Genomic DNA, 22129 nt, shown 5'->3' with positions numbered 1-22129 from the left:
TCACGGATCTGAATCCATCACGGAGCTTGCCATCACCATGACTTTCCCTAATCAAGAACTGCCCGACCTGCAAATCGATACGTCCCTCACCTCACCCCAAGGCTCGGCCGCTGCACAGCGTGCACTGGATTATTACTTGAAACCGGTTGTGTCCGATGAGGTGGTGGTGGAAGAGCGCTTTTTTGATGTGAATCGTAATGTCACCAGCGAGGAGGCACTGGTGCGTGCGTCAGACCTGCTGCGCTGCGCTGCCGCCACCGCAAGCGAGTCGGCGAGTCATCTTCAGGGTGCTCATCGAGATCTGGCGTATTCGACGGTGCACATGATCGATATGGCCAAGGCGTTGCTGGACCGATCACTGGACGGAATTCATCACGGATGATGTAGACGGGGCATTACCGCGGGGGGCAAAAAATTTTCAGTCGCGTCGATAAAATCGTTTGACTTGCAAACGAGAATGATTATTATTGCAAGCAACTGGTCGCGAGATCAGTCGATTGTCCAAGTGACCTTAGGTCGGTCTCTTGGACCATCTCCTCATCAGGCTAATCACGGTTTTTGACCCGGCTTTTTGCCGGGTCTTTTTTTTGCCAGTTTTTTTCTGGCTTGACCTTCAGGCTAATGAAGTCTTTGGATGTTGCAATGGCGCGGATGATATCAAAAGAATGCCTGTTGGCAAGTCACGCCGAGCAATGACAGTCCTAAACCAGGTATTAATACTTGAGAATCAATCTCAAGTTCAATAAGATCCATGCCAGCGTCAAGGAGGACGCCCCCCCGCTACAGCGAAGGACGCCCGCCAGTGGCCAACTTCTCCTAACCGCTCAGACGCGGGCTGGCGACACAATGATTTTTACGTTGTGCTCCTTGTTGTTCACCAATTCCTCGAACCCCTGCCCCACGATCTGCTCCAGTTGAATGCGTCCCGTCACCAATGGCGTGATGTCCAGGCGGCCGTCGGCAATGAACGCTATGACATCAGCAAACTCGCCGTTGTAGGCCAGCGCACCCAGTACCTGTTTTTCGGTGGCCACCAACTCGAAGAAATTGAATTCGCTGGGCTCTTCGAAAATCCCCACCAAAATGCACTTGCCTGCCTTACGGATCAGGTCGATGGCCAATTTGGCGGTGTTCTTGTTGCCGATGCATTCAAAACTGACATCGGCCCCCAACCCTGCGGTCAATCGTCTGACTTCGGCCAGAGCATCGCACTGGCTGGGATCGAGCACGTGGCTGGCGCCCACCTCCAGCGCCTTGGCCTTGCGTGCCGCGGACATTTCCAGGGCAATGACCTGAGCCGCACCCGCCGCCTTGGCGCACATGATCGTACACAGGCCGATGGTGCCCGCACCCACGACCACAACATTTTGCCCCAGTAGGCTCGTGGCCTTTTTTACCGCGTGCATGCCCACTGCCAGGGGCTCGATCAGCGCTCCCGCTTCGGGCGGGAAATGGGCGGGCAGCTTGTACAACAGGTTGGCCGGCACGTTGACCAGCTCGGCAAAAGCACCGTTGTTCATCAGCCCCGTGAACGCCAGGTTCTCGCAAATGTTGTAGAGCCCGTGGGTGCAGTAATAACAATGACCGCAATGCTGGCAGGCATCCGCCGCGATCTGCTCACCGACGCTAAAACCTTCGACGCCAGCGCCGAGTTCGACAATTTCGCCGCAGAACTCATGGCCAAGGATGCACTGGCCCTTGATGCCGGTAAGCGGGTGCGGGGCATCAACCGGAATGAACACCGGGCCAGCTACGTATTCGTGCAGGTCCGACCCGCAGATACCGCACCAGTGCACGCGAATTTGCACCCAGCCGGCCGGCGGCGAGACAGGCAAAGGCACGTCTTCGACGCGGATATCATGGCGACCGTGCCAAACGGCGGCACGCATGCTGCGGGTGGAAGGATGGGTAAGGCTCATGGCAATTCTCCTGAAGGTCAGTGGTACGCGGCGCCCCGCACGCAGGACGCCGGACAAGTGTCAGAGGGGTTGCAAAAAATCCAGGATCAGGCGGTTGACCTGTTCGGCCGCCTCCAGCTGCACCATGTGCGCCTGACCGGGCAGAACCTCTACACGGGCCGGCAACCCGGCGCTATGGCGCACCGGAATGATTGCGTCGTCACTGCCCCAGATCAGCAGGACAGGTTGACGGGCGTCTTCGATCACCCCCCGCAGATCCACCTGCTGCCGGCCATCGGCAAACACACCCTCAAACAATGCGCGCAGCGCGCTATCAACACCCTCCAGACGTTTGTACTTGAGCATGTCTTCAAGCATCTGCCGGTTGACCAGCTCTGCATTGGAGAACAACTTGATCAATTGCGGCTTGAGGGCATTGCGATTGCTCGCCTGGGCAAATCCCTGGAGATAGTCACCGTTGATGTCTTCGCCCAGGCCAGCACTGGCGATCAGCACCAACGAGCGCACACGCTGGGCTGCCAGGCGCGCCGTGTTGAGCGCTACGGCGCCGCCCATGGAGTGGCCGACGAAATGCGCGGCAGGGATGTCCAGATGATCGAGCAATGCCAACACCACCTCGCTCAATTCATCGAGATCGCCACGCTCCAGTTTTTTGCCCGATTCACCATGCCCCGGCAGATCGAGGGCGATCACCCGCCGTCCCGCCGCCAGTGCTTCGTGATTGAACAGCCAGTTATTCAGATCGCCGCCAAAGCCGTGCACCAGCATCACAGGGATACCGCCTTCGCCCCGTTCGAAGTAGCGAATCAGACGACCGCCCAGCTCGACCTTCTGCGGTGTGGGCCCGGCCTCTTCCTCGGCGCCGTCACCCGCAACGAACGAGGCCTGGAACTGCTCGACCAGCGCATCGATTTCGGCTTCGCTGGCTTCGCCCTCCACCACGATACCCAACAGCGCCCCCACCGGAAGCGTTTCATCAGAGCGGGCGATCTGCCGACGCAATACACCCGAGAACGGCGCCTCGACGCTGCTGGAAATCTTGTCGGTCTCCACGTCCAGCACTTCATCGCCCTTGGCGATGACCTGCCCTTCTTCCTTGAGCCAGACATCGACCCGGCCTTCGGTCATCGACAAGCCCCATTTGGGCATGGTCAAGGTATGGATCTGGCTCATGAATGTGCGCTCCACTCGATCAACTTGAGCACCGCTGCCTCGATCTTCGCCGCGTCGGGAATGTACAGGTCCTCCAGAGAGTCGGAGAAAGGCACCGGCGTATGCGGCGCCGTCACCATTTCGATGGGCGCTTTTAGCGAAGCAAAGGCCTTTTGCGCGACCAGGGCGCTGATATCCGTGGCCACGCAGCAGCGTGGGTTGGCTTCATCGATGACCACCAGGCGTCCGGTTTTTTCCACGCTTTCCAGGATGCTGTCTTCATCCAGAGGGCTGGTGGTGCGCAGGTCGATCACCTCGCAATCGATGCCACGCCCCGCCAGGTTGCGTGCCGCATCCATGGCCGTGTTGACGGTCTTGCCATAGGACACCAGCGTCACGTCCTTGCCATCACGCAGGAAATTGGCCTCACCGAATGCAATGCTGTAGAGCTCTTCCGGGACATCACCCTGCAGGCTGTAGAGCATTTTGTGCTCGCAGAAAATCACCGGGTCATTGTCGCGGATCGCCTGGATCAGCAAGCCCTTGGCGTCATAGGGTGACGACGGGCACACAACCTTCAAGCCAGGAATGTGCGTCCACAATGAGGTCAACATCTGCGAATGCTGGGCCGCCGCACGCAGGCCGGCGCCGACCATGGTGCGAATCACCAGGGGCGTGGTGGCCTTGCCACCGAACATGTATCGAAACTTGGCCGCCTGGTTGAGGATCTGGTCCAGGCAGCAGCCGGCGAAGTCGACGAACATCAACTCGCACACCGGACGCATACCCCGGGTGGCCGCGCCCACAGCCGCGCCGACGTAGCCAATTTCCGACAGCGGCGTATCCAGCACCCGACCGGGAAACTGGTGATACAGGCCTTTGGTCACGCCCAGCACGCCGCCCCAGGCGTCATTCTCACCGGGGGCACCGGCACCACCGGCGACATCCTCGCCCATGATGAACACACTGGGATCACGGCCCATCTCCTGGGCCAGTGCCTCGTTGATTGCCTGCTGGTAACTGATTTTTCTCGCCATGATGAAGTTCTCGATTCTTGTTATGAAAGGCGTTCAGGGATAGGACACGTAGACGTCAGAGAGCAGATCGGCTGGGCTGGGTTTGGGGTCGGACTTGGCCTTGCACACGGCGTTTTCGATCAGCAGTTCGACCTCGCTGTCGATCTGGTCCAGTTGACCAGGCTGGACGACGCCGGCGCGCACGGTGCGTTCGCGAAACTGCATCAGGCAGTCCTTATGCTCGCGAAAATGCTTGACCTCATCCGGTGCCCGGTAGGTCTGGGCGTCGCCTTCGAAGTGACCGTAATAACGGGTCAGTTTGACCTCGATCAGCGACGGTCCCTCTCCCGCCCGGGCCCGCTCGACGGCGGCCCCTGCCGCTTCGTGCACGGCGAAGAAATCGAAACCGTCCACCGTCACACCAGGCATGCCAAAGCCGGCCGCCCGGTCGGCGATGTGATCGCAGGCCACGGACCAGTTGGACGCGGTGGCCTCGGCGTAACCATTGTTCTCGGCCACGAACAGACAAGGCAGGTTCCACACCGAAGCCATGTTCATCGCCTCGAACACCGCACCTTCGTTGGAGCCACCGTCACCGAAGAACACCACGGCAACGCTGTCGGTGCCCTTCAGCCTGGCCGCCAGCGCCGCGCCCACCACCAGCGGCGCGCCGGCCCCGACGATGCCGTTCGCACCCAGCATGCCTTTCTCGAAGTCGGCGATGTGCATGGAACCGCCCTTGCCCTGGCAGACCCCGGTCTTCTTGCCGTAGATCTCGGCCATCATTCCGTAGACGTCCACGCCCTTGGCAATGCAATGACCATGGCCGCGGTGGTTGGATGCGATGCAATCGTCGTCGCCCAAGTGCGCCATGACTCCGGCGGCAGACGCCTCCTCACCGGCATACAGATGGACAAAACCGGGAATCTCGCCCGTGGCGAACTCCACATGCAGGCGCTCTTCGAAGGCGCGAATAGTACGCATGACCCGATAGGCATGCAGCAATTGGTCAGCAGTCAGCTGTGTCGACATTTTTATTCTCCAGGGTGTCTTGGTTTCTGTGATCAACGTTCATGGGGTGCAGCGGATGTTCGCGCCCGATGGCCAGCAGTCGCTCGCGTGCGGCATAGGCCAGAACCGCATCGACATCGATGCTCAAGGGCCCGGCGTGATCGAGGGTGACGGTAGGCCGGTCATGGACGTTGAACTCGATTTCGCGCTCGCCATCCAGGGCCAGCGTGCCGCTGGACAGGCACAGGGCGGTGGCGACACCCGGCTCCAGGCTGCCGGCGGCGGCCACTGCGCAGCCCTGCAGCAGGCCCGGTGCAAGGGGCACCAGCAATGCTTCGGGAGATCGTGGGTCCAACCGCATCCACGCGCCGCAAGGTGCCTGACGCGACACGGGCCACCACAATCCGCACAGTGCGGAAATGCCAATCGATTGAGGTTCGGCGAAGGTCACGAACACCTCCGCCAGATCGGCGCCATGACTGACGGCCCGGGCGCCGACGAAGGGCAGCGAAGAGACCGCCACGTCTACCAGGGCGATCTCGCACAAGCGGCGATTCGCCTCTCGTACCAGCAAACGCTTGTTGCGGCGCAAGGCAATCTCGCTCGGCACCTTGCCGGTGACGTATAGCCCGCCCGCCAGGCCGGCGCTGGTCGCTTCACGCAGCTGCGGGAAGGCGTTGTTGGTCCCCGTGGACAGCGTCAGCAACGGGATATCGCCCACCTCCGCAGCCACTGCCTTGTGCGTGCCGTCGCCGCCCAGGACCGCGATCAGTGCCACCCCGCGCTCGGCCATCCAGCGTGCGGCCTGGCGGGTATCTTCGACACTCTGGCGCAGCGTCAGGTCCAGGAATTCCACCGTCGGCCAATGCCCGTCCCGCGCCTGGCGGCCCTGGCTGTTCTTCTGCACGGCGGCGGCGATGCCCGTCATGTCCGTCGGCATCAGCACCCGTTCGACGCCGGTGGCGCCGAACGCCGCGAGCAGGCGCTGGATCACCGACACCTTGTCGGTACTGGAGAACAGCCCGGCGTTGGCGGTCAAACGCCGTACGTCTCGCCCCGACGCAGGGTTGGCAATGATGCCGACGGTCAGCGGTGTTCCAAGCGAACCGACGGCGGTACCGGCAGACTGGCTGGGCATGGGTGGCGCACCTTTTTTATTCTTGATGGCCGGTGCTTGAGCAAGGCCGGTGCCAGGTCCGCCAAAAACGCCTCCAGAGCCCGATGCAGAGCCCTCGCGTCGATAAAACAGGCGTGCGCGAACAAGCCCGTTTGAGACGCGTCATATCAGGCTGCACGAAAGCGCGCCCGGTGCGTGAGACATCGCGTCTCAGCGAACGCCGGGTTTGCTTCAGTGCTTGTCGAAGGGTCATCAACGGCGCTTAATGTCGGCACAACTAAAAGAAGATCGAATCGGAGGCCTTAATGCTTTCCGCACATTCCAGGGCGCACGTCGATTGCGTCAGCCGTGTTTTGAAGAATGCCGGGCATCTGCCCCAGTTGCCGGTTCCGGACCTGATACTCGACTCCTGGCGCCGTTCCATGGAGCAACACCATCTCGACCCGGGTTCGCTGCAAGGGCCGCGGATCCTTTCGCAGAACGTGCTGCAGGAATGCCGCGAACGCTCCGACCTGTTCCTGCGCATCGCCAGCGAGGAAGTGGCCCGCCTGCATGGCCGCGTGCGAGACGCCGACTATTGCGTCCTGCTCACCGACGCCCAGGGCCAGACCATCGATTACCGCGTCGAAACCTCGATTCGCAACGATTGCCGCAAGGCCGGCCTGTACCTGGGGACCTGCTGGTCCGAAGGTGAAGAAGGCACGTGCGGCGTGGCGGCGGTCCTCAATGCACGAACCCCGGTGACCGTACACAAACGCGATCACTTTCGCGCAGCGTTCATCGGCCTGACCTGCTCGGCGGCCCCGGTGTTCGACCCGCGGGGCGAACTGCTCGGCGTGCTCGATGTGTCGGCCGTTCGCTCGCCCGATGATCGCCGCTCCCAACACCTGATCCGGCAGATGGTGGTACAGAGCGCACGTGAGATCGAACAGGCATTCTTCATGAGCAGCGCCCAGGGCTATTGCGTATTGCGCGCGCACAACAACCAGGGTTACGTCGACAGTCAACCCGATTACCTGCTGGCCTGGGATGATGACGGCTGCCTGCAGGCGTTGAACCCGGCGGCGCGCCAATGGTTGCTGCAGCGTTTTGAGCAACTGCCGCAGCACATCGACCAGGTGTTCGATCAGCAGGTATTGCACCGAGCCCGAGACGGATCCTTGTGCCTACTGCCGGATCGCAACGGTCAGCCGCCCCTGCACGCCCGTCTTAGCCTGCCTCGGCGCAGCCCGCCGGCCCCTGCGCGCCCGGCACGGGCGTCGGTCGAGCTCGATCCGCGCCTGGAAGAAAGCCTGCGCCTGGCGGTACGGGTCAAGGACCGCAACCTGCCGGTGTTGATCCAGGGCGAGACCGGCTCGGGAAAGGAAGTGTTCGCCCGACACCTGCACCAGGCCAGTCGACGTCGCGACCGCCCTTTCGTCGCGCTCAATTGCGCAGCGATTCCGGAAAGCCTCATCGAAAGCGAATTGTTCGGCTATGTCGCGGGCGCCTTCACCGGCGCTGCGAACAAAGGCATGCAGGGCCTGCTGGAGCAGGCCAACGGCGGCACCTTGTTCCTCGATGAAATCGGTGACATGCCGCTGGCCTTGCAAACCCGGCTGCTGCGCGTACTTGCCGAAGGCGAAGTCGCGCCATTGGGTGCATCACGGCGCAAGGTCGTCGACATTCAGGTGATCTGCGCCAGCCACCGCGACCTGGAAGCATTGGTCGCAGCAGGCGAGTTTCGCGAAGACTTGTATTTTCGCTTGAACGGGGCACGCTTTCAGTTGCCACCCTTGCGCGAACGCAGCGACCGCCTGACCCTGGTCAACCGCATCCTGGCACAAGAGTCACCGCCCGATGCAGCCCCGATGCAATTGGCCAGCAACGTGCTGGAATGCCTGTTGAATTACCGTTGGCCGGGCAACGTGCGGCAACTGCGCCACGTCCTGCGCTATGCCTGCGCGGTGTGCGATACGCAACTGATCCAGCTCGACCACCTGCCCGAGGCCTTGCGCGGCACCGCGATAGAGAGTGCAGTCGGCCATGCCTGCGGCGAGCACAGCGCGAGCCCGGAACGCCAGGCGCTGCTCGACGCGCTGGTGCGACATCGCTGGAAGCCGGCGGCCGCCGCCCGCTCGCTGGGTATTTCCAGGGCTACCCTGTATCGGCGGGTACATCAACACGGCATCGACATGCCGGGAAGAAGTCGGGACACGCTGACTGATCTCAATTGCGTTCCCAGGGTGTAAAGTAGTCGCCATAAAAATCATATTCAGGAAATGATATGACCCTGGCCAAATCCTCCTTGAGCATCACCTCGAACTTCGACAGCGGCAACATTGAAGTGCTCGACCTCAGCAATCCGCTGCAACCGCTGCTGGCCATCAAGCCAGACACTCGCAGCCCGCACTTCCAGTGGTTTCATTTCAAGGCCAGCGGCCTGCATGTCGGCCAGGAGCACTGGTTCCGGCTGAGCAACGCGAGCAAATCCTCCTACAACAAAGCCTGGACCGGCTATCAGGCCGTGGCCTCCTACGATCATGTGAACTGGTTCCGCATACCGACCATTTTCGAAGGCGATGCCCTGCGCTTCAGCCTTGAAGCCACTGCCACCCATGCCTGGTTTGCCTACTTCGAACCCTACAGCCGCGGCCGCCATGACTGGCTGATCGAGCAGGCGCTGACCAAGGCCGGCACCGAACTGCTGGCCACCGGCAAGAGCATCGAGGGTCGGGACATCCAACTTCTGCGCAAAGGCACGGGCGCCGAGGGCCGGCGAAAAGTGTGGATCATTGCCCAGCAGCACCCCGGCGAGCACATGGCCGAATGGTTCATGGAAGGCGTGATTGAACGCCTGGAACATCAGGACGATGCGGTGTTGAATAAACTGCTGGCCAGCGCCGACCTGTATCTGGTGCCGAATATGAACCCGGACGGCGCTTTCCACGGTCACCTGCGCACCAACGCCATGGGCGAGGACCTCAATCGTGCCTGGCAGAATGCGAGCCCGGAGATCAGCCCGGAAGTGTTCTTCGTCCAGCAGCAGATGGAACAGTATGGCGTCGACCTGTTCATCGACGTCCACGGCGACGAGGAGATCCCCCACGTATTCACCGCCGCTTGCGAAGGCAACCCCGGCTACACGCCGCGCATCCAAAAGCTCGAAGAGGATTTTCGCAATCACCTCAAGCACACCACCAAGGACTTCCAGACCCAACACGGCTACGTGCGTGACGAGCCGGGCAAGGCCAACATGACCCTGGCCTGCAACGCCGTTGGCCAGAAGTACGACTGCCTGTCCCTCACCCTGGAAATGCCGTTCAAGGACCACGACGATCATCCCAACCCACTCACCGGCTGGTCGGGCAAGCGTTCGAAGCAGTTGGGCAAGGATGTACTGACGACGGTGGCGGAGATGGTCGGCAGGTTACGCTAACGCCCATAGGCTGCATGGATTTCCATGCAGCCTCGCGCGGCTGTCATTGGCACTCATCAAGCTCGTGTGAGGGAAGACTTTGCAATGAAGGCACTATTCCAGAGGGCCTGTAGTCAGGTACACGCTTCTACCTGAAAGCTGACCTTTCGCATCGATGGCCTCGACACTGTAAATACCGGCACCTGCCTGGCGCCCTTCAAGCAGAAAATTTGCGGTGGTAGGCGTACCGACTGCCGGTGGAATCCCCAGTCTTTTGAACACGGTGTATTTAACTGCGCCCGGTACCGGGTCCCAGAAAAAGTGAATACTGTTCGGCCCAGGAACTGCGCGAAAATTCTCAGGTGCCAGCTCATAAAACTCGGGAAGGGGTGGATAAGGAGGGGTGTAAGAAGCTAAACGGTATTTCTCTTCCAGCCATGTTCTTGCCATATCGGCATGAAGCCAGTTACCCCTGACCGGTTTCCCAGGCTCCCAACCGATCAGCCCTGAGTACCAAAACTCGTTGTCCAGACAAAGGACCCCTTGATCATAACCGTTTTTGTAGTTCGGCTGGTCGCCAAGACAATGGCCTCCCCCCACGTTATGACCGATCTCGTGAGCGAAAACCCAGTTATTTGTAACGGAGCTGATGCTTAATCTACCGCCCATTCGGGCAATTCCGTTTCTGTCGCCGACATGAGAATCCTTGCCGGCAAAAAGCGCGATCAAATCCGCGCCGCTTTCACGTGCCGGAGTACCAAACCACAGTTCCATGTTGTCCAACGTTTGCGAACTAATCTGTGGATTACTTTCAAAAATCACGGCCTTGGCCAAGCTCAAGGAGATGATATTGATACCGGCATTGCGTAAAGACAAATTCACTGTTTCCAATCTTGCTCGCGCATCGGCGTTGAGATCAGCCCCCACATATTTGGAGTCAACCGCATTGCGGGTATAGGCCGCAAAAACATGGATGGTCACGGGTGCGCGGGGCGAGGCACTTTTATCCGGCTTCCTGGGTCCTGCTAGCGTTTTCTCGACAACGCCTGCAACAGCGTCGTCTCGCAGTGGTTGGCCTGACCTTGGGGGCAGCGGGGTAAATGTCCGCTCGCCGTTTTTACTGACACGCGAAACGCCCTCGCCGTCTGCTCTTCTCATCAACGCAAAATGGCTTCCATCGGGTGAGCGGACATCGATCAGATAGCCTCGGGAATCATCCTTCATCCGCACGTTGCCACTAACGACCCGATATCCCTCACTGTCGTAGTCTTTGATGAGCTCAAAAACTCCCGGTTCGATCAAGTCTGCGTACAACTGGGGTGCAGTCTTATTGGCGAAGTTTTCGATCTTGCGCATTTGCGGCGCGGCATCGCCATCCGATGGCGAATGAGCACACGCGCCGAGCAACATCATCAACGACAGGATCGGCATCCCGCAAAAAATTCGATGCATCCAATGCAAACTTGCAGAGCTGAACATGATTTTTCTCCCGAAAAAAACCTATCCATTGCTGGGGGACTGGCCTATTGGCGGCCACTGCAGTCTTCGAGCATTGAACAGACTTTTTCCGGGCCGCGTAACTGTCAAAGTTGACAGGTACGCGGTGTTTCTCGCCAGACGATCAACCGCGATCCTTACCCCGCAACATGCTGTCCAGCACACCATCGCGCCGCACCCAGCCATGGAACAGCGCTGCCGCCAGATGCACCAGCACGGTGAGGAACAGCAGGTACGCGAGATAGCCGTGGGCCTTGCGCAGGAACGCGAACAGCGGTGCGTTGGCCGGCATGATCGAAGGCAGTTGCAACGAGCTGCCGAGCATCACCGGCTCGCCCGAGGCCGAGATCATCGCCCAGCCGAGCAGCGGCAACGCCAGCATCAAGACGTACAGCAAGACATGCGAAGCCTTCGCCGCCAGCACTTGCCAACCGGGCAGGTCCGCAGGCAGCGGAGGTTGTCGGGTGGAGAACCGCACGGCGAGGCGCACGATCACCAGCAGCAAAATGGCCACGCCCAACGGCTTGTGCAGATGGATCAGCCACTCATGGCGCTCGGACACGGACGCGACCATGCCGGCACCGATAAACAGCATCGCGATGATCATCAGCGCCATCAGCCAGTGCAGCAGCCGCGCCAGTTGAGCGAAGTGGTTGGGTTGGGCGCTCATTGTTGAGCCTCCTGTTTGGCGGCAGGCAATTGGCTGACTTCGCTGGTGCGACGCAGGTAGGAATTGGCGTAGCCGGCCGAACGGGCGGCCAGCAATGGGTCGTCGGAACCCTCGATGCCAGCCGGCAGCACCAGCGGGTCGTAATTGATGTCGCGGCATTCGCCATCGATCTGCGGTTGGGTGCTCTCCAAAACCAGCGTACCGGCGTTAATCACCTTGCGCCCTTCGGGCCAGGGCTTGCTGGCGTCGTTGGTGGGGTCGCCGGGGTTGGCCAGCGTGATCATCAGTTGCCACCGCAGTGGGCCCGTGGCGATCCGCTGCACCAGGTCCTGCTCGAGATAATCGCTGCCTTGCGGCGCCGTCGCACCCGGCGCGTCCTTGGCCACCGGCACCATGTTCCAGCGCACCGCCTGTTTTTGCCCGGTCGCGTTGACCAGGTAAAACGCGTTGACGCTGTTGTAGTTCTCCGTCACGTAACTCGCCGAGGGCTTGGCGGTTTTCACCCAGGCCAGAAACGGCGCGGTTTCTGGATGCGAGGCAAAAAACGCCGGCACCGCGGCCGGGTCCGGTTTGCCTGTGGCGGGTAACGGCGACAGGGCCTGCTGGAACTGGTAGAACGCCTCGGGCGTGCCCACCGGGAACACCGGCATGCTGTTCATCCCGGTGCGCCACTGTTGGCCATTGGCCTGGGTGAAGCGCAATGCCAGGCTGCGAATCGGCACCGCGCCATCCGGCGCGTAAGGACTGCCGGCAGGCAAGGCAAAGCGCCCGACCACCGGGGTGCGGGCCGCGTTGAACACCTGCGCGATGGAATAGCTGTGCGCCTCGCCGCTGCTTTCGAAATGCCCGATCACGCACACGCCCTTGGCATGGTTGCGACGAAATCCGGGATGCACGCCATTGTTGGTTTCCAGCACGTTGACCAGTTTTTTCGGCGTCAGGCGTTGTGGGTCGAAGGTTCCGTTGACGTAGGCGAACGCCCCGGCGACGGCACCGACCACCACGGCGATGGCAGCCAGGCGCAACACCAGGCTCGTGCCACTCAAAGGCGGTGATGAGCGATCTACCATGAAAAACTCCAGGGCCTGCGGCCATGAGTGAGAAGAATCAGGCAGACGCACCGCCTTGGGGTTTATTCCATCACCCGGTATTTATTTTTCCAGGCGTGGAATAACCTCGGCTTCCGGGCGTCTCTCTAGTCCAACAGCGTAGTGACTAGCCAGCATTTGATGAACGAAATCGACGAACAACTGCGAGAAATCATTCCCAGACTGCGCCGGTTTGCCGTGTCATTGACGCGCAACGCCAGCAGCGCGGACGATCTGGTGCAATCGTGCCTTGAACGCGCACTGTCGAGTTGGAGTGCCAAGCGCCCCGAGGGCGATTTGCGTGCCTGGTTGTTTGCGATCCTGTACCGGCAGTTTCTCGATGCGCATCGCCGTTCGCGCCGTTACGCGCGGATGCTCGAATTCTTTACAGGACGCGACGATAGCGAGCCGTCAGCGGAACGGACGGTGCTGGCCCAATCGACGCTCGAGGCGTTCGACCAGCTCAGCACCGAACAGCGCGCCCTTTTGCTCTGGGTGTCGGTCGAGGGCCTGAGCTACAAGGACGTCGCCGAGATACTTGACGTGCCCATCGGCACCGTCATGTCACGCCTCTCACGCGCACGCCAGGCCCTGCGCCAGCTCAGCGACGGCGAAATCACCCGCCCTTCCCTGCGGAGACTCAAATGATCAGCATGCCTCCGAACGAACGCGACCTGCACGCGTACATCGACCACCAGCTCGGTGAAGACGACCGACGCCTCGTGGAGACGTTTCTCGCCAGCAACCCGACCGTGGCCGCACAGGTACGTGCCTGGCAACAGGACGCCCAGCAACTGCGCGCGGCCCTCGGCGGCGCCTTGCAGCAACCGGCCAACCCGGCACTCGACCCATGGCTGATCCGCCAGCGGCTCAAGCGTCGGTCGCGACGCCATCTGGCCAGCGCGGCGGTGCTGTTGATCGCCGTCGGCGTCGCGAGTTTGAGCGGTTGGAAAGCCCGCGAGATGACCCTCCTCAACGCCGCCCAACCGATGGGCGATGCCATGCAGGCTTACCGCCTGTTTGCCCAGCAAGGCATGCTGCCGGCCGACTACAAGGTCAGCGAAGCCGGCGACATGCAGGGCTGGCTTGATCGGTATTTCACCCAAGCCAATCGCCTGCCCGATCTGTCGCACGCGGGATTCAGCCCGGTCAGCGGGCGTCTGCTCAGCACCGAACAAGGGCCGGCGGCGATGGTGGTGTATGAGGATCGCGGTGGCAACAAGATCAGCTTCTACGTGCGCCCGCCAGGACCGAGAAACTTCATGCTGCCACGGGGCAGTCGCACTGACGGCGAGTTGCAGGCCGAGTACTGGTCGGGCGGTGGGTACAACTACGCGATGGTCAGCCCCAGCGATACGCAGGCGGCGCGGATGTTGCGGCAGACCGTAAACTTTTGAGTCGCCGCTTACCCCCTGTGGGAGCGGGCTTGCTCAGTGCCAGGGAACGCTCACCCCTGCCCAAACACCTGTGAAGGCCGTCGCAGCAGCGGATCAAACGGATTGATCCGTGGCCCGATCAGCGCCGCTTCGCGCTTGAGCATCTCGACCACCGTCGGCAAGCGGTCCGGACCCAGTCGATCGCTGATGGTGGCCACACTCAGCGCCGCCACCGCACGTCCTTCGCGGTCCAGGATCGGCACGGCCAACCCGGCCATCCCCTGGAGCACACCAGTGTTGCGTCCGGCATAACCCAGCGCACGCACGTTATCGACTTCGGCGCGCAGGAACACTTCGTCGTACAAATGAAAGTCCTTGAGCCGTGGCAGGTTATAGCGGATCACCGTGTCGCGCTCTTCTTCCGGCAGGAACGCCAGGATCGCCAGGCTGCCCTGGCCGACACCCAACGCCACGCGTCCGCCGATGTCACCGGTAAAGGTGCGAATCGGAAACGGCCCTTCACTGCGGTCCAGGCAGATCGCATCAAACCCGCTGCGCGCCAGCAGGAACAACGAGTCGCCCAATGACGCAGACAGCCGCAGCAGCGACGGGCGAACCAGCTCACGCAGGTTGCCGGTATTGCCCGCCCGCGCAGCCAGGGCAAAGAACTCAAGACTCAAGCGGTAGCGCTTGCTGCGCCCGTCCTGCTCGACCATGCCCTCGTCCATCAGGCTGCGCAGCAGGCGGTGAGTGGTCGGTTGCGACAGACCGATGCGCTGGGCCAGTTGGGTCACCCGCTCGCCGCCCTCGACCGTGTCACCGAGGGTCCGCAGGACGGCAAACAACCTTGAGACAGCGCCGACACCGACTTCATTTTTATCTTTATTCCGCTCAGTGGAATCAGTCATGCCATTTCTCGTCATTTAATTTATTCAATGAATGAAACTAAAAATAGTCATCGATTCAGTGAAATTTGCCATTGAGCCCATCCTAGTCTTCGTCCTACTCTGCGTCCATACAGGGGCGATTCGAACAACAGCGGCAGCCGACTCAAATCGAGCGCCAACGCACCCGGCAAGACCTTTTCGTATCTGCCCATACAAAAAAGCACGGCCCCAGGCCGCGCATAACAATCACAGGTGGAGCGCAGTTATGGCTTTCGTGCAACTTGAAGGACTTGGCAAACGCTATGGCGACATCGACGCCGTGGTGGCCACCGATCTCTCGGTCGATAAAGGCGAGTTCGTTTCCCTGCTCGGCCCCTCCGGCTGCGGCAAGACCACCACCTTGCAAATGATCGCCGGCTTCGTTGAAGTCACCAGCGGGCGCATCCTGCTCGATGGTCGCGACATCACCCACGCCAAACCCGCCAGTCGTGGCCTGGGCGTGGTGTTCCAGAGTTACGCGCTGTTCCCGCACATGACCGTCAAGGACAACGTCGCCTTCGGCCTGCGCATGCGCAAGGTGGCCAACGGCGAGTTGCAGCAACGCGTGGAACGGGTGCTCAAGTTGGTGCGCCTGGACAAGCATGCCGAGCGTTACCCACGGGAGTTGTCCGGCGGCCAGCGCCAGCGGGTGGCACTGGCGCGGGCCCTGGTGATCGAACCACCGGTGCTGCTGCTCGACGAGCCGCTGTCCAACCTCGACGCCAATTTGCGCGAAGAGATGCAATTCGAAATCCGCCGCATCCAGCGCGAGGTCGGCATCACCACGCTGATGGTCACCCACGACCAGTCCGAAGCGCTGTCCATCAGCGACCGCGTGGTGGTGATGCAAGCCGGGCGCATCACCCAGATCGACGCGCCCTATACCCTCTACGAACACCCGCGCACGGAGTTCATTTCCGGATTCGTCGGCAAGGCCAACCTGCTACCCGGCGAGCGTGACAGCACAGGCGTGGTCCACGTTAAAGCGGGCGGCGAGCTGACCCTGAGCCTTCGCCCGGAAAAAATCGATCTGTGCGATGCGGGTAGCGGTCGCGTACAAGGTCGCATCAACAGCCGCTTCTTCCTTGGCAGCCAGTGGCTGTACGGCGTCACAACCGACCTGGGCGAACTCAGCGTCGTGCGCCGCAACGACGGCTCGGCACCGCTGAATGAAGGCACCACCGTCGGCCTGGACTGGGACACAGCGCTGCTGCGAGTACTGAGCGTCGACGAGGTGTCGGCATGAGTACGCTGGCCGCACTTCGACAAGGGCGCCAGGGCTATCTGCTGTCAGCACCCGCGCTGGCGTTGTACGTCTGCTTGCTCGTTGTCCCGCTGCTGTTGACCCTGGTGCTGTCGTTCAACGTGTTCGACTACGGCACCGGCATCGACAGCCAGGCCTATACCCTTGAACACTACAGCAGCCTGCTGGGGGACCCGTACTTCTACGAGATCTTCCTGCGCACTTTCTGGATCAGCGCCCTGACCACCCTGCTGTGCGTGCTGATCGGCGTGCCCGAGGCCTACATCCTCAGCCGCATGGGCGCGCCGTGGCGCTCGATCTTCCTGGTGCTGATCCTCACCCCGCTGCTGATTTCGGTGGTGGTGCGCGCCTTTGGCTGGAGCCTGTTGCTCGGCGCCGACGGCCTGCTCAACCAGACCCTGCAAGCCCTGGGCGGCTCGCCGGTGAAGCTGCTCTACACACCGTTCGCGGTAGTGGTCGCGCTGGTCCACGTGATGCTGCCGTTCATGATCATTCCGGTGTGGACCTCGCTGCAAAAACTCGATCCCGCTGCCGAGCAGGCTGCGCTGTCGCTTGGGGCCAGCCACTTCACGGTGATCCGCAAAGTGGTGCTGCCGCAGATCATGCCCGGCGTGCTCTCCGGCACCCTGATCGTGTTCGGCCTGGCCGCCAGTTCGTTCGCGATTCCCGGATTGCTCGGCGGTCGACGGATCAAGATGGTCGCCACGCTGATCTACGACCAGTACCTGTCGGAGCTGAACTGGCCCATGGGCGCGGCCATCGCCGTCGCACTGCTGCTGCTCAACCTGCTGATCATGCTGTCGTGGAACCGGATGATCGAAGGCCGCTACAAGAAGTCACTGGGATAACTCGACATGTCCAAGAACGGTCCTTTCGCTTTGCTGTTCCATACCCTGGTGGTGCTGTTCATGCTCGCGCCGCTGGTGGTGGTGTGCCTCGTGGCCTTCACCCCGGAAAACACCCTCAGCCTGCCGACCACGGAATTTTCCCTGCGCTGGTTCCGCGCCGTGTTCGAGCGTGCCGACTTTATCGACGCGTTCTACAACAGTCTGATCCTGGCATTCAGTGCCGCCAGCCTGGCGACATTGATCGCAGTGCCTGCAGCGTTGGCGATCACCCGTTTCGAGTTCCCTGGCCGGGATTTTTTCAACGGCCTGTTCCTGTCGCCGATCATCATTCCGCACCTGGTCCTGGGCGTGGCCCTGCTGCGTCTGTTTGCGCTGATGGGCGTCAACGGCAGCTTTGCCTGGCTGATCTTTGCCCACGTGTTGGTGATCACTCCGTATGTGTTGCGCCTGGTTTTGGCCTCGGCCATCGGCCTGGACCGCAGTGCCGAACATGCCGCGCAATCGCTGGGGGCCGGTCGCTTCACGCTGTTTCGCCAGATCACCTTGCCGATGATTCTGCCGGGGGTCGCCGGTGGCTGGTTGCTGGCGTTCATCAACAGTTTCGACGAGGTGACGCTGTCGATCTTCGTCACCTCCCCCGCCACACAAACGCTGCCGGTGCGAATGTACGTGTACGCCACCGAGTCCATCGATCCGATGATGGCGGCGGTCTCGGCCCTGGTGATTGCGCTGACCGCGCTGACCATGATTCTGCTCGATCGGGTCTACGGCCTGGATCGGGTCCTGGTGGGTAAACAATGAGGGCGCCATGGCTTTGCTGAAACGACTGACCGAGGGCGAGCGCCCGGCCTTGAACTTTACGCTCGACGGTGAGCCCGCCAGCGGCCTGCTCGGCGACACCGTGCTGACGGCGGTACTGACTTGCAGCGAACACCTGCGCGGCAGCGATTTCAGCGCCGAGCGCCGCGCCGGCTTCTGCCTGATGGGCGCCTGCCAGGATTGCTGGGTTCGCCTGGGCGACGGCCGCCGCGTTCGCGCCTGCTCGACAATGCTCGAAGCAGGCGAACAGATCAGCCGCGAGCCGGGGCGGTGCCTATGAGTTTCTTCGTTGATCGTTCTGGCCCCATCGCGAGCAAGCTCGCTCCTACAGGTTCAGGGTGCGCCGCGAATTCCTGTGGGAGCGGCGGTGCGACGATTCGACTTGCTCGCGATGAGGCCCGAATAGGCACCACAAATCCTCCAGCCACACAGACGAGGTGCCTATGAACCCGGTGGTCATCGTCGGCGCCGGCCCTGCCGGCATCCGTGCCGCGCAGACACTGGTGGCCCATGGCGTGCGCCCGGTCTTGCTGGATGAAGCGGCGCGCGGTGGCGGGCAGATTTATCGGCGCCAGCCGGCGAACTTCAAGCGCTCGGCGGTCAAGCTGTATGGCTTAGAAGCGCGCAAGGCCAATGCGCTGCACCAGACGCTCGACAACCTGCGCGAACAACTCGACTACCGTCCCGACACGCTGGTGTGGAACGCCGAAAACAACGCGCTCGACACCCTGCGCGAAGGTCGTGCTGCACGCCTGGAGTTCTCCCGGGTGATCGTCGCCACGGGCGCCACCGACCGGGTGTTGCCGATACCCGGTTGGACGCTGCCCGGCGTGTACAGCCTCGGCGCCGCGCAAATCGCCCTGAAATTCCAGGGCTGCGCCATCGGTGAACAGGTGGTGTTCGCCGGCAGCGGCCCTTTGCTCTATCTGGTTGCCTATCAATACGCCAAGACCGGGGCGAAGGTGGTCGCGGTGCTCGACAGCTCACCCTTCAGCGCCCAGGCCCGCGCCGTGCCGGGCCTGCTCTCGCAACCGGCCACCCTGGCCAAAGGCATCTACTACCGTAGCTGGCTTACCGCCCATGGCATCCCGGTCCATCAGGGTGCCACCTTGCAACAGGTCGAGGGCGAACACCGCGTGCAGTCGCTGAACTGGTCCGACGCCAGCGGTGTCCATCGCCTGGCCTGCGATGCCGTGGCGTTTGCCCATGGCCTGCGCAGCGAAACCCAACTGGCCGATCTGCTCGGCTGCACCTTCACCTGGAGCCCACTCAACCGTGCCTGGCTGCCACAACGGGACAACGCCGGACGCAGCAGCGTCAGCGAGGTGTACCTGGCCGGTGACGGCGCTGGCATCATGGGTGCCGACGCCGCGGAAATGGCCGGCGAACGGGCTGCGCTGGCCTTGCTTGAAGACAGCGGTTTTCTGATTCAGCCACAGCGCGGCGCACAACTGGAGCACAATCTCGGCCGCATCGAGCGCTTTCGCCATGGCCTGGAGCGCGCCTTCGTGTTCCCCGAGAACTGGGCAGCCGATACCGCCGACACCACGATGATCTGCCGCTGTGAAGAAGTGCGCGCCGGCGACATCCGCGAAGTCGTGCGCGAAGGCCACTGGGAAATCAATCGGGTCAAGGCCCATTGCCGGGTCGGGATGGGTCGCTGCCAGGGCCGAATGTGCGGCGCCGCGGCGGCGGAAATCATCGCCTGCCAGAGTCAGCGGGCAGTCTCCGAGATCGGTCGGCTTCGGGCGCAGGCGCCGATCAAGCCGTTGCCGTTTGGCCTGGAGATCGAGTCATGATCGAAGTTGATGCCGTGATCATCGGCGGCGGTATTGTCGGCTCCTCCGCCGCGCTGTTTCTCAGCCAGGCAGGGCGCAGCGTGGTGCTGCTGGAACGGGACTTCTGCGGTTCGCATGCAAGCGGTGTGAACTACGGCGGCGTCCGTCGTCAGGGGCGACCGCTGTCGCAACTGCCACTGTCGCAACGCGCGCACGAAATCTGGGGGCGCTTGCCTGAGCTGATCGGCATCGACGGCGAGTACCAGCGCAGCGGCCACTTGAAACTGGCCCGCAGCCTCGCCGATTTGCAGGCGCTGCACGATTACGCCGCCAGTAGCCAGGGCTTTGGCCTGGACCTGCAACTGCTTGACCGGGCGCAATTGCGCGCCCGTTTCCCGTGGGTGGGCGAGGTGGCGGTCGGTGCCTCGTTCTGCCCCGATGACGGCCATGCCAACCCGCGCCTGGTCTCCCCGGCGTTTGCCCAGGCAGCGCGCAGGCACGGCGCGCAGGTGCATGAACAATGCGCGGTGAGCAGCGTGGCGCACGACGGCCAGCGATTCCACGTGCACACACAAAACGGCCTGGAGCTGCGCGCCCCCTGGTTGTTGAATTGCGCCGGTGCCTGGGCCGGCACCCTCGCCGAGCAGTTCGGTGAAACGGTGCCGATGCATTCCGGCCACCCGGCCATGCTGGTGACCGAACCCTTGCCGCTGGTGATGGACGCCAGCACCGGCGTCGAGGGCGGCGGCATTTATGCCCGTCAGGTCGCGCGCGGCAATTGCGTACTCGGCGGTGGCCAGGGATTTGCGCTCGACGGTGCCCGCGCCCGTCCCGGTCAACAAGCGGTGATCGAGATCCTGCGCCAGGCCGCCGAGCTGTATCCGTTTCTGCAAGGCGCCCAGGCGATTCGTACCTGGAGCGGCACCGAAGGTTACCTGCCCGATCGCCAGCCGGTGATCGGCCACAGTGGCACCCAAACCGGCCTGTTGCATGCGTTCGGCTTTGCCGGCGCAGGTTTTCAGATCGGCCCCGCGGTGGGCCAGGCGCTCACCGAAATCATCTGCAGCGGCGCTTCAAACACGCCGCTGGATGCGTTTTCCATCACCCGGTTTCACTCCATCTCCGTTGCTTGATAGAGGAAGGTCGCGCTTATGAATAACGTCAAACGCACTGCACTGCTCGGACTCTCTTGCCTGGGCGCCCTGCTCTCCGTTGGCCAGGCTCACGCCGAACCGACGCTGTACCTGGGCATGAACGGCGGCACCATGGAACGGCTTTACGCCGACAAGGTGCTGCCGGCTTTCGAAAAAGCCAACAACGTCAAGGTGGTGATCGTGCCGGGCACCTCCGCCGACATCCTCGCCAAGGTCCAGGCGAGCAAGGGCAATCCGCAAATGCACGTGATGTTCCTCGACGACGGCATCATGTACCGCGCCATCGCGATGGGCCTTTGCGACAAGCTTCAAGACAACCCGACCCTGGCACAGATTCCGGTCAAGGGCCGTATCAAGGATGAGGCGGTGGCAGTCAGCCTGGGGGTGACTGGACTGGCGTACAACACGCGCCTGTTCAAGGAAAAGGGGTGGGCAGCGCCGACCTCATGGATGGACCTGGCCGACCCGCGTTTCAAGGACAAGGTGGTGTTCCAGTCGATGGCCTCCTCGACCTTCGGCCTGCACGGTTTCCTGATGTTCAACCGGATCCAGGGCGGCAGCGAAACCAACGTCGAACCAGGCTTCAAGGCCTGGCCGAACACCGTGGGGCGTAATGTGTTGGAGTACATTCCGAGCTCGGCGAAGATTTCCGAAATGCTGCAGACCGATGAAGCGGCGCTGTTCCCGTTGACGCCGACCCAGGTGACCGCCCTGAAACTCAAGGGTATGCAGGTTGAATACGCGCAACCGAAGGAAGGCTCGGTGGTGCTCAACGTCGCCGAATGCGCCATCGCCAACAACACCCAACCGGAGCTGGCGCAGAAACTTGCCGCCTTCCTGCTGACCCCAGAGGCCCAGGCTGTTGCACTGGAAGACGGCGACCAGATCCCGTCCAACCCGAATACGCCGACCACCGACAAGACCCGCGGTCAGGTCGATGCCATGAAGAAGTACCTGGAAGCGGCAATTGCGGTGGATTGGGACAAGGTCAACGAATTGCGCCCTGAGTGGAATGCGCGCTGGAACCGCAGTATCGAGCGTTAGCCCCCAACCCTGTAGGAGCGCGCATGCTCGCGATGGAGTCTCATACACCACTG

General features: G+C 62.0%; 21 protein-coding genes. 12 read left to right on the top strand and 9 right to left on the bottom strand.

Annotation, left to right across the window (positions count from 1 at the left end):
* Window positions 1–37: 37 nt before the first annotated feature.
* On the top strand, window positions 38–382 hold the full coding sequence (locus tag AB4N64_RS05320; RefSeq protein WP_460122609.1) for a DUF6124 family protein: 345 nt from the start codon (window positions 38–40) through the stop codon (window positions 380–382).
* 442 nt (window positions 383–824) lie between these two features.
* Here AB4N64_RS05320 and AB4N64_RS05315 read toward each other — a convergent pair whose 3' ends face one another.
* The 5 genes from AB4N64_RS05315 to AB4N64_RS05295 all read right to left on the bottom strand — a co-directional run bounded on the left by AB4N64_RS05315 (window position 825) and on the right by AB4N64_RS05295 (window position 6236).
* The gene (locus AB4N64_RS05315) at window positions 825–1889 is read right to left on the bottom strand and encodes a 2,3-butanediol dehydrogenase (RefSeq protein WP_460126623.1); all 1065 of its coding nucleotides are present in this window, start codon (window positions 1887–1889) and stop codon (window positions 825–827) included.
* A gap of 90 nt (window positions 1890–1979) precedes the next feature.
* Complete coding sequence (locus AB4N64_RS05310) at window positions 1980–3092, bottom strand: acetoin dehydrogenase dihydrolipoyllysine-residue acetyltransferase subunit (RefSeq protein WP_460122607.1); 1113 nt, start codon at window positions 3090–3092, stop codon at window positions 1980–1982.
* Window positions 3089–4108 (bottom strand): alpha-ketoacid dehydrogenase subunit beta, encoded by a 1020-nt coding sequence (locus tag AB4N64_RS05305; protein WP_460122605.1) that lies wholly within the window; start codon window positions 4106–4108, stop codon window positions 3089–3091. Before AB4N64_RS05305 ends, AB4N64_RS05310 begins: the two co-directional genes overlap by 4 nt.
* A 33-nt stretch (window positions 4109–4141) precedes the next feature.
* Entirely contained in the window at window positions 4142–5119 is a 978-nt protein-coding gene (locus tag AB4N64_RS05300; protein WP_460122603.1) for a thiamine pyrophosphate-dependent dehydrogenase E1 component subunit alpha, read from the bottom strand.
* The gene (locus tag AB4N64_RS05295; RefSeq protein WP_460122601.1) at window positions 5097–6236 is read right to left on the bottom strand and encodes an ATP-NAD kinase family protein; all 1140 of its coding nucleotides are present in this window, start codon (window positions 6234–6236) and stop codon (window positions 5097–5099) included. Before AB4N64_RS05295 ends, AB4N64_RS05300 begins: the two co-directional genes overlap by 23 nt.
* 284 nt (window positions 6237–6520) lie before the next feature.
* On the opposite strand from AB4N64_RS05295, the gene AB4N64_RS05290 reads away from it, so the two are divergent.
* Both AB4N64_RS05290 and AB4N64_RS05285 read left to right on the top strand, forming a co-directional pair.
* Window positions 6521–8446, top strand: coding sequence for a sigma-54-dependent Fis family transcriptional regulator (locus AB4N64_RS05290; protein WP_460122600.1), 1926 nt, complete (start codon window positions 6521–6523; stop codon window positions 8444–8446).
* A 35-nt stretch (window positions 8447–8481) separates the two neighbouring features.
* A complete protein-coding gene (locus AB4N64_RS05285) occupies window positions 8482–9633 on the top strand; it encodes a M14 family metallopeptidase (protein WP_460122598.1) in 1152 nt (383 codons plus the stop codon).
* Window positions 9634–9726: 93 nt separating this feature from the next.
* Here AB4N64_RS05285 and AB4N64_RS05280 read toward each other — a convergent pair whose 3' ends face one another.
* The 3 genes from AB4N64_RS05280 to AB4N64_RS05270 all read right to left on the bottom strand — a co-directional run bounded on the left by AB4N64_RS05280 (window position 9727) and on the right by AB4N64_RS05270 (window position 12849).
* On the bottom strand, window positions 9727–11091 hold the full coding sequence (locus AB4N64_RS05280) for a zinc-dependent metalloprotease family protein (protein ID WP_460122596.1): 1365 nt from the start codon (window positions 11089–11091) through the stop codon (window positions 9727–9729).
* Window positions 11092–11233: 142 nt separating this feature from the next.
* Window positions 11234–11779 (bottom strand): cytochrome b, encoded by a 546-nt coding sequence (locus tag AB4N64_RS05275; RefSeq protein WP_460122595.1) that lies wholly within the window; start codon window positions 11777–11779, stop codon window positions 11234–11236.
* On the bottom strand, window positions 11776–12849 hold the full coding sequence (locus AB4N64_RS05270) for a catalase family peroxidase (protein ID WP_460122593.1): 1074 nt from the start codon (window positions 12847–12849) through the stop codon (window positions 11776–11778). Before AB4N64_RS05270 ends, AB4N64_RS05275 begins: the two co-directional genes overlap by 4 nt.
* A 159-nt stretch (window positions 12850–13008) precedes the next feature.
* On the opposite strand from AB4N64_RS05270, the gene AB4N64_RS05265 reads away from it, so the two are divergent.
* Both AB4N64_RS05265 and AB4N64_RS05260 read left to right on the top strand, forming a co-directional pair.
* Window positions 13009–13515, top strand: coding sequence for a sigma-70 family RNA polymerase sigma factor (locus AB4N64_RS05265; protein WP_460122591.1), 507 nt, complete (start codon window positions 13009–13011; stop codon window positions 13513–13515).
* Complete coding sequence (locus tag AB4N64_RS05260; RefSeq protein WP_460122589.1) at window positions 13512–14264, top strand: anti-sigma factor family protein; 753 nt, start codon at window positions 13512–13514, stop codon at window positions 14262–14264. Before AB4N64_RS05265 ends, AB4N64_RS05260 begins: the two co-directional genes overlap by 4 nt.
* 50 nt (window positions 14265–14314) lie before the next feature.
* Here the strand turns inward: AB4N64_RS05260 and AB4N64_RS05255 are convergent, their stop codons facing one another.
* The gene (locus tag AB4N64_RS05255) at window positions 14315–15151 is read right to left on the bottom strand and encodes an IclR family transcriptional regulator (protein ID WP_460122587.1); all 837 of its coding nucleotides are present in this window, start codon (window positions 15149–15151) and stop codon (window positions 14315–14317) included.
* Between the two features lie 244 nt (window positions 15152–15395).
* On the opposite strand from AB4N64_RS05255, the gene AB4N64_RS05250 reads away from it, so the two are divergent.
* From AB4N64_RS05250 to AB4N64_RS05220, 7 genes are all read left to right on the top strand, one after another.
* Window positions 15396–16415: an ABC transporter ATP-binding protein gene (locus AB4N64_RS05250; protein WP_460122585.1), complete on the top strand. Its 1020-nt coding sequence runs from the start codon at window positions 15396–15398 to the stop codon at window positions 16413–16415.
* Window positions 16412–17281 carry an ABC transporter permease gene (locus tag AB4N64_RS05245; RefSeq protein ID WP_460122583.1) on the top strand — a complete coding sequence of 290 codons (870 nt, stop codon included), beginning with the start codon at window positions 16412–16414 and terminating at the stop codon, window positions 17279–17281. Before AB4N64_RS05250 ends, AB4N64_RS05245 begins: the two co-directional genes overlap by 4 nt.
* 6 nt (window positions 17282–17287) lie before the next feature.
* Window positions 17288–18082, top strand: a complete 795-nt coding sequence (locus AB4N64_RS05240; RefSeq protein ID WP_368559022.1) for an ABC transporter permease — start codon at window positions 17288–17290, stop codon at window positions 18080–18082.
* A 7-nt stretch (window positions 18083–18089) separates the two neighbouring features.
* A complete protein-coding gene (locus tag AB4N64_RS05235; RefSeq protein ID WP_460122581.1) occupies window positions 18090–18380 on the top strand; it encodes a (2Fe-2S)-binding protein in 291 nt (96 codons plus the stop codon).
* Window positions 18381–18543: 163 nt separating this feature from the next.
* The gene (locus AB4N64_RS05230; RefSeq protein ID WP_460122579.1) at window positions 18544–19899 is read left to right on the top strand and encodes an FAD/NAD(P)-dependent oxidoreductase; all 1356 of its coding nucleotides are present in this window, start codon (window positions 18544–18546) and stop codon (window positions 19897–19899) included.
* On the top strand, window positions 19896–21011 hold the full coding sequence (locus tag AB4N64_RS05225; RefSeq protein WP_460122577.1) for an NAD(P)/FAD-dependent oxidoreductase: 1116 nt from the start codon (window positions 19896–19898) through the stop codon (window positions 21009–21011). Before AB4N64_RS05230 ends, AB4N64_RS05225 begins: the two co-directional genes overlap by 4 nt.
* An 18-nt stretch (window positions 21012–21029) precedes the next feature.
* The gene (locus AB4N64_RS05220; protein ID WP_460122575.1) at window positions 21030–22076 is read left to right on the top strand and encodes an ABC transporter substrate-binding protein; all 1047 of its coding nucleotides are present in this window, start codon (window positions 21030–21032) and stop codon (window positions 22074–22076) included.
* Window positions 22077–22129 lie beyond the last annotated feature (53 nt).

Source organism: Pseudomonas sp. S2_C03 (assembly GCF_054668405.1).
This window is presented reverse-complemented; position numbering and strand designations above follow the sequence as displayed.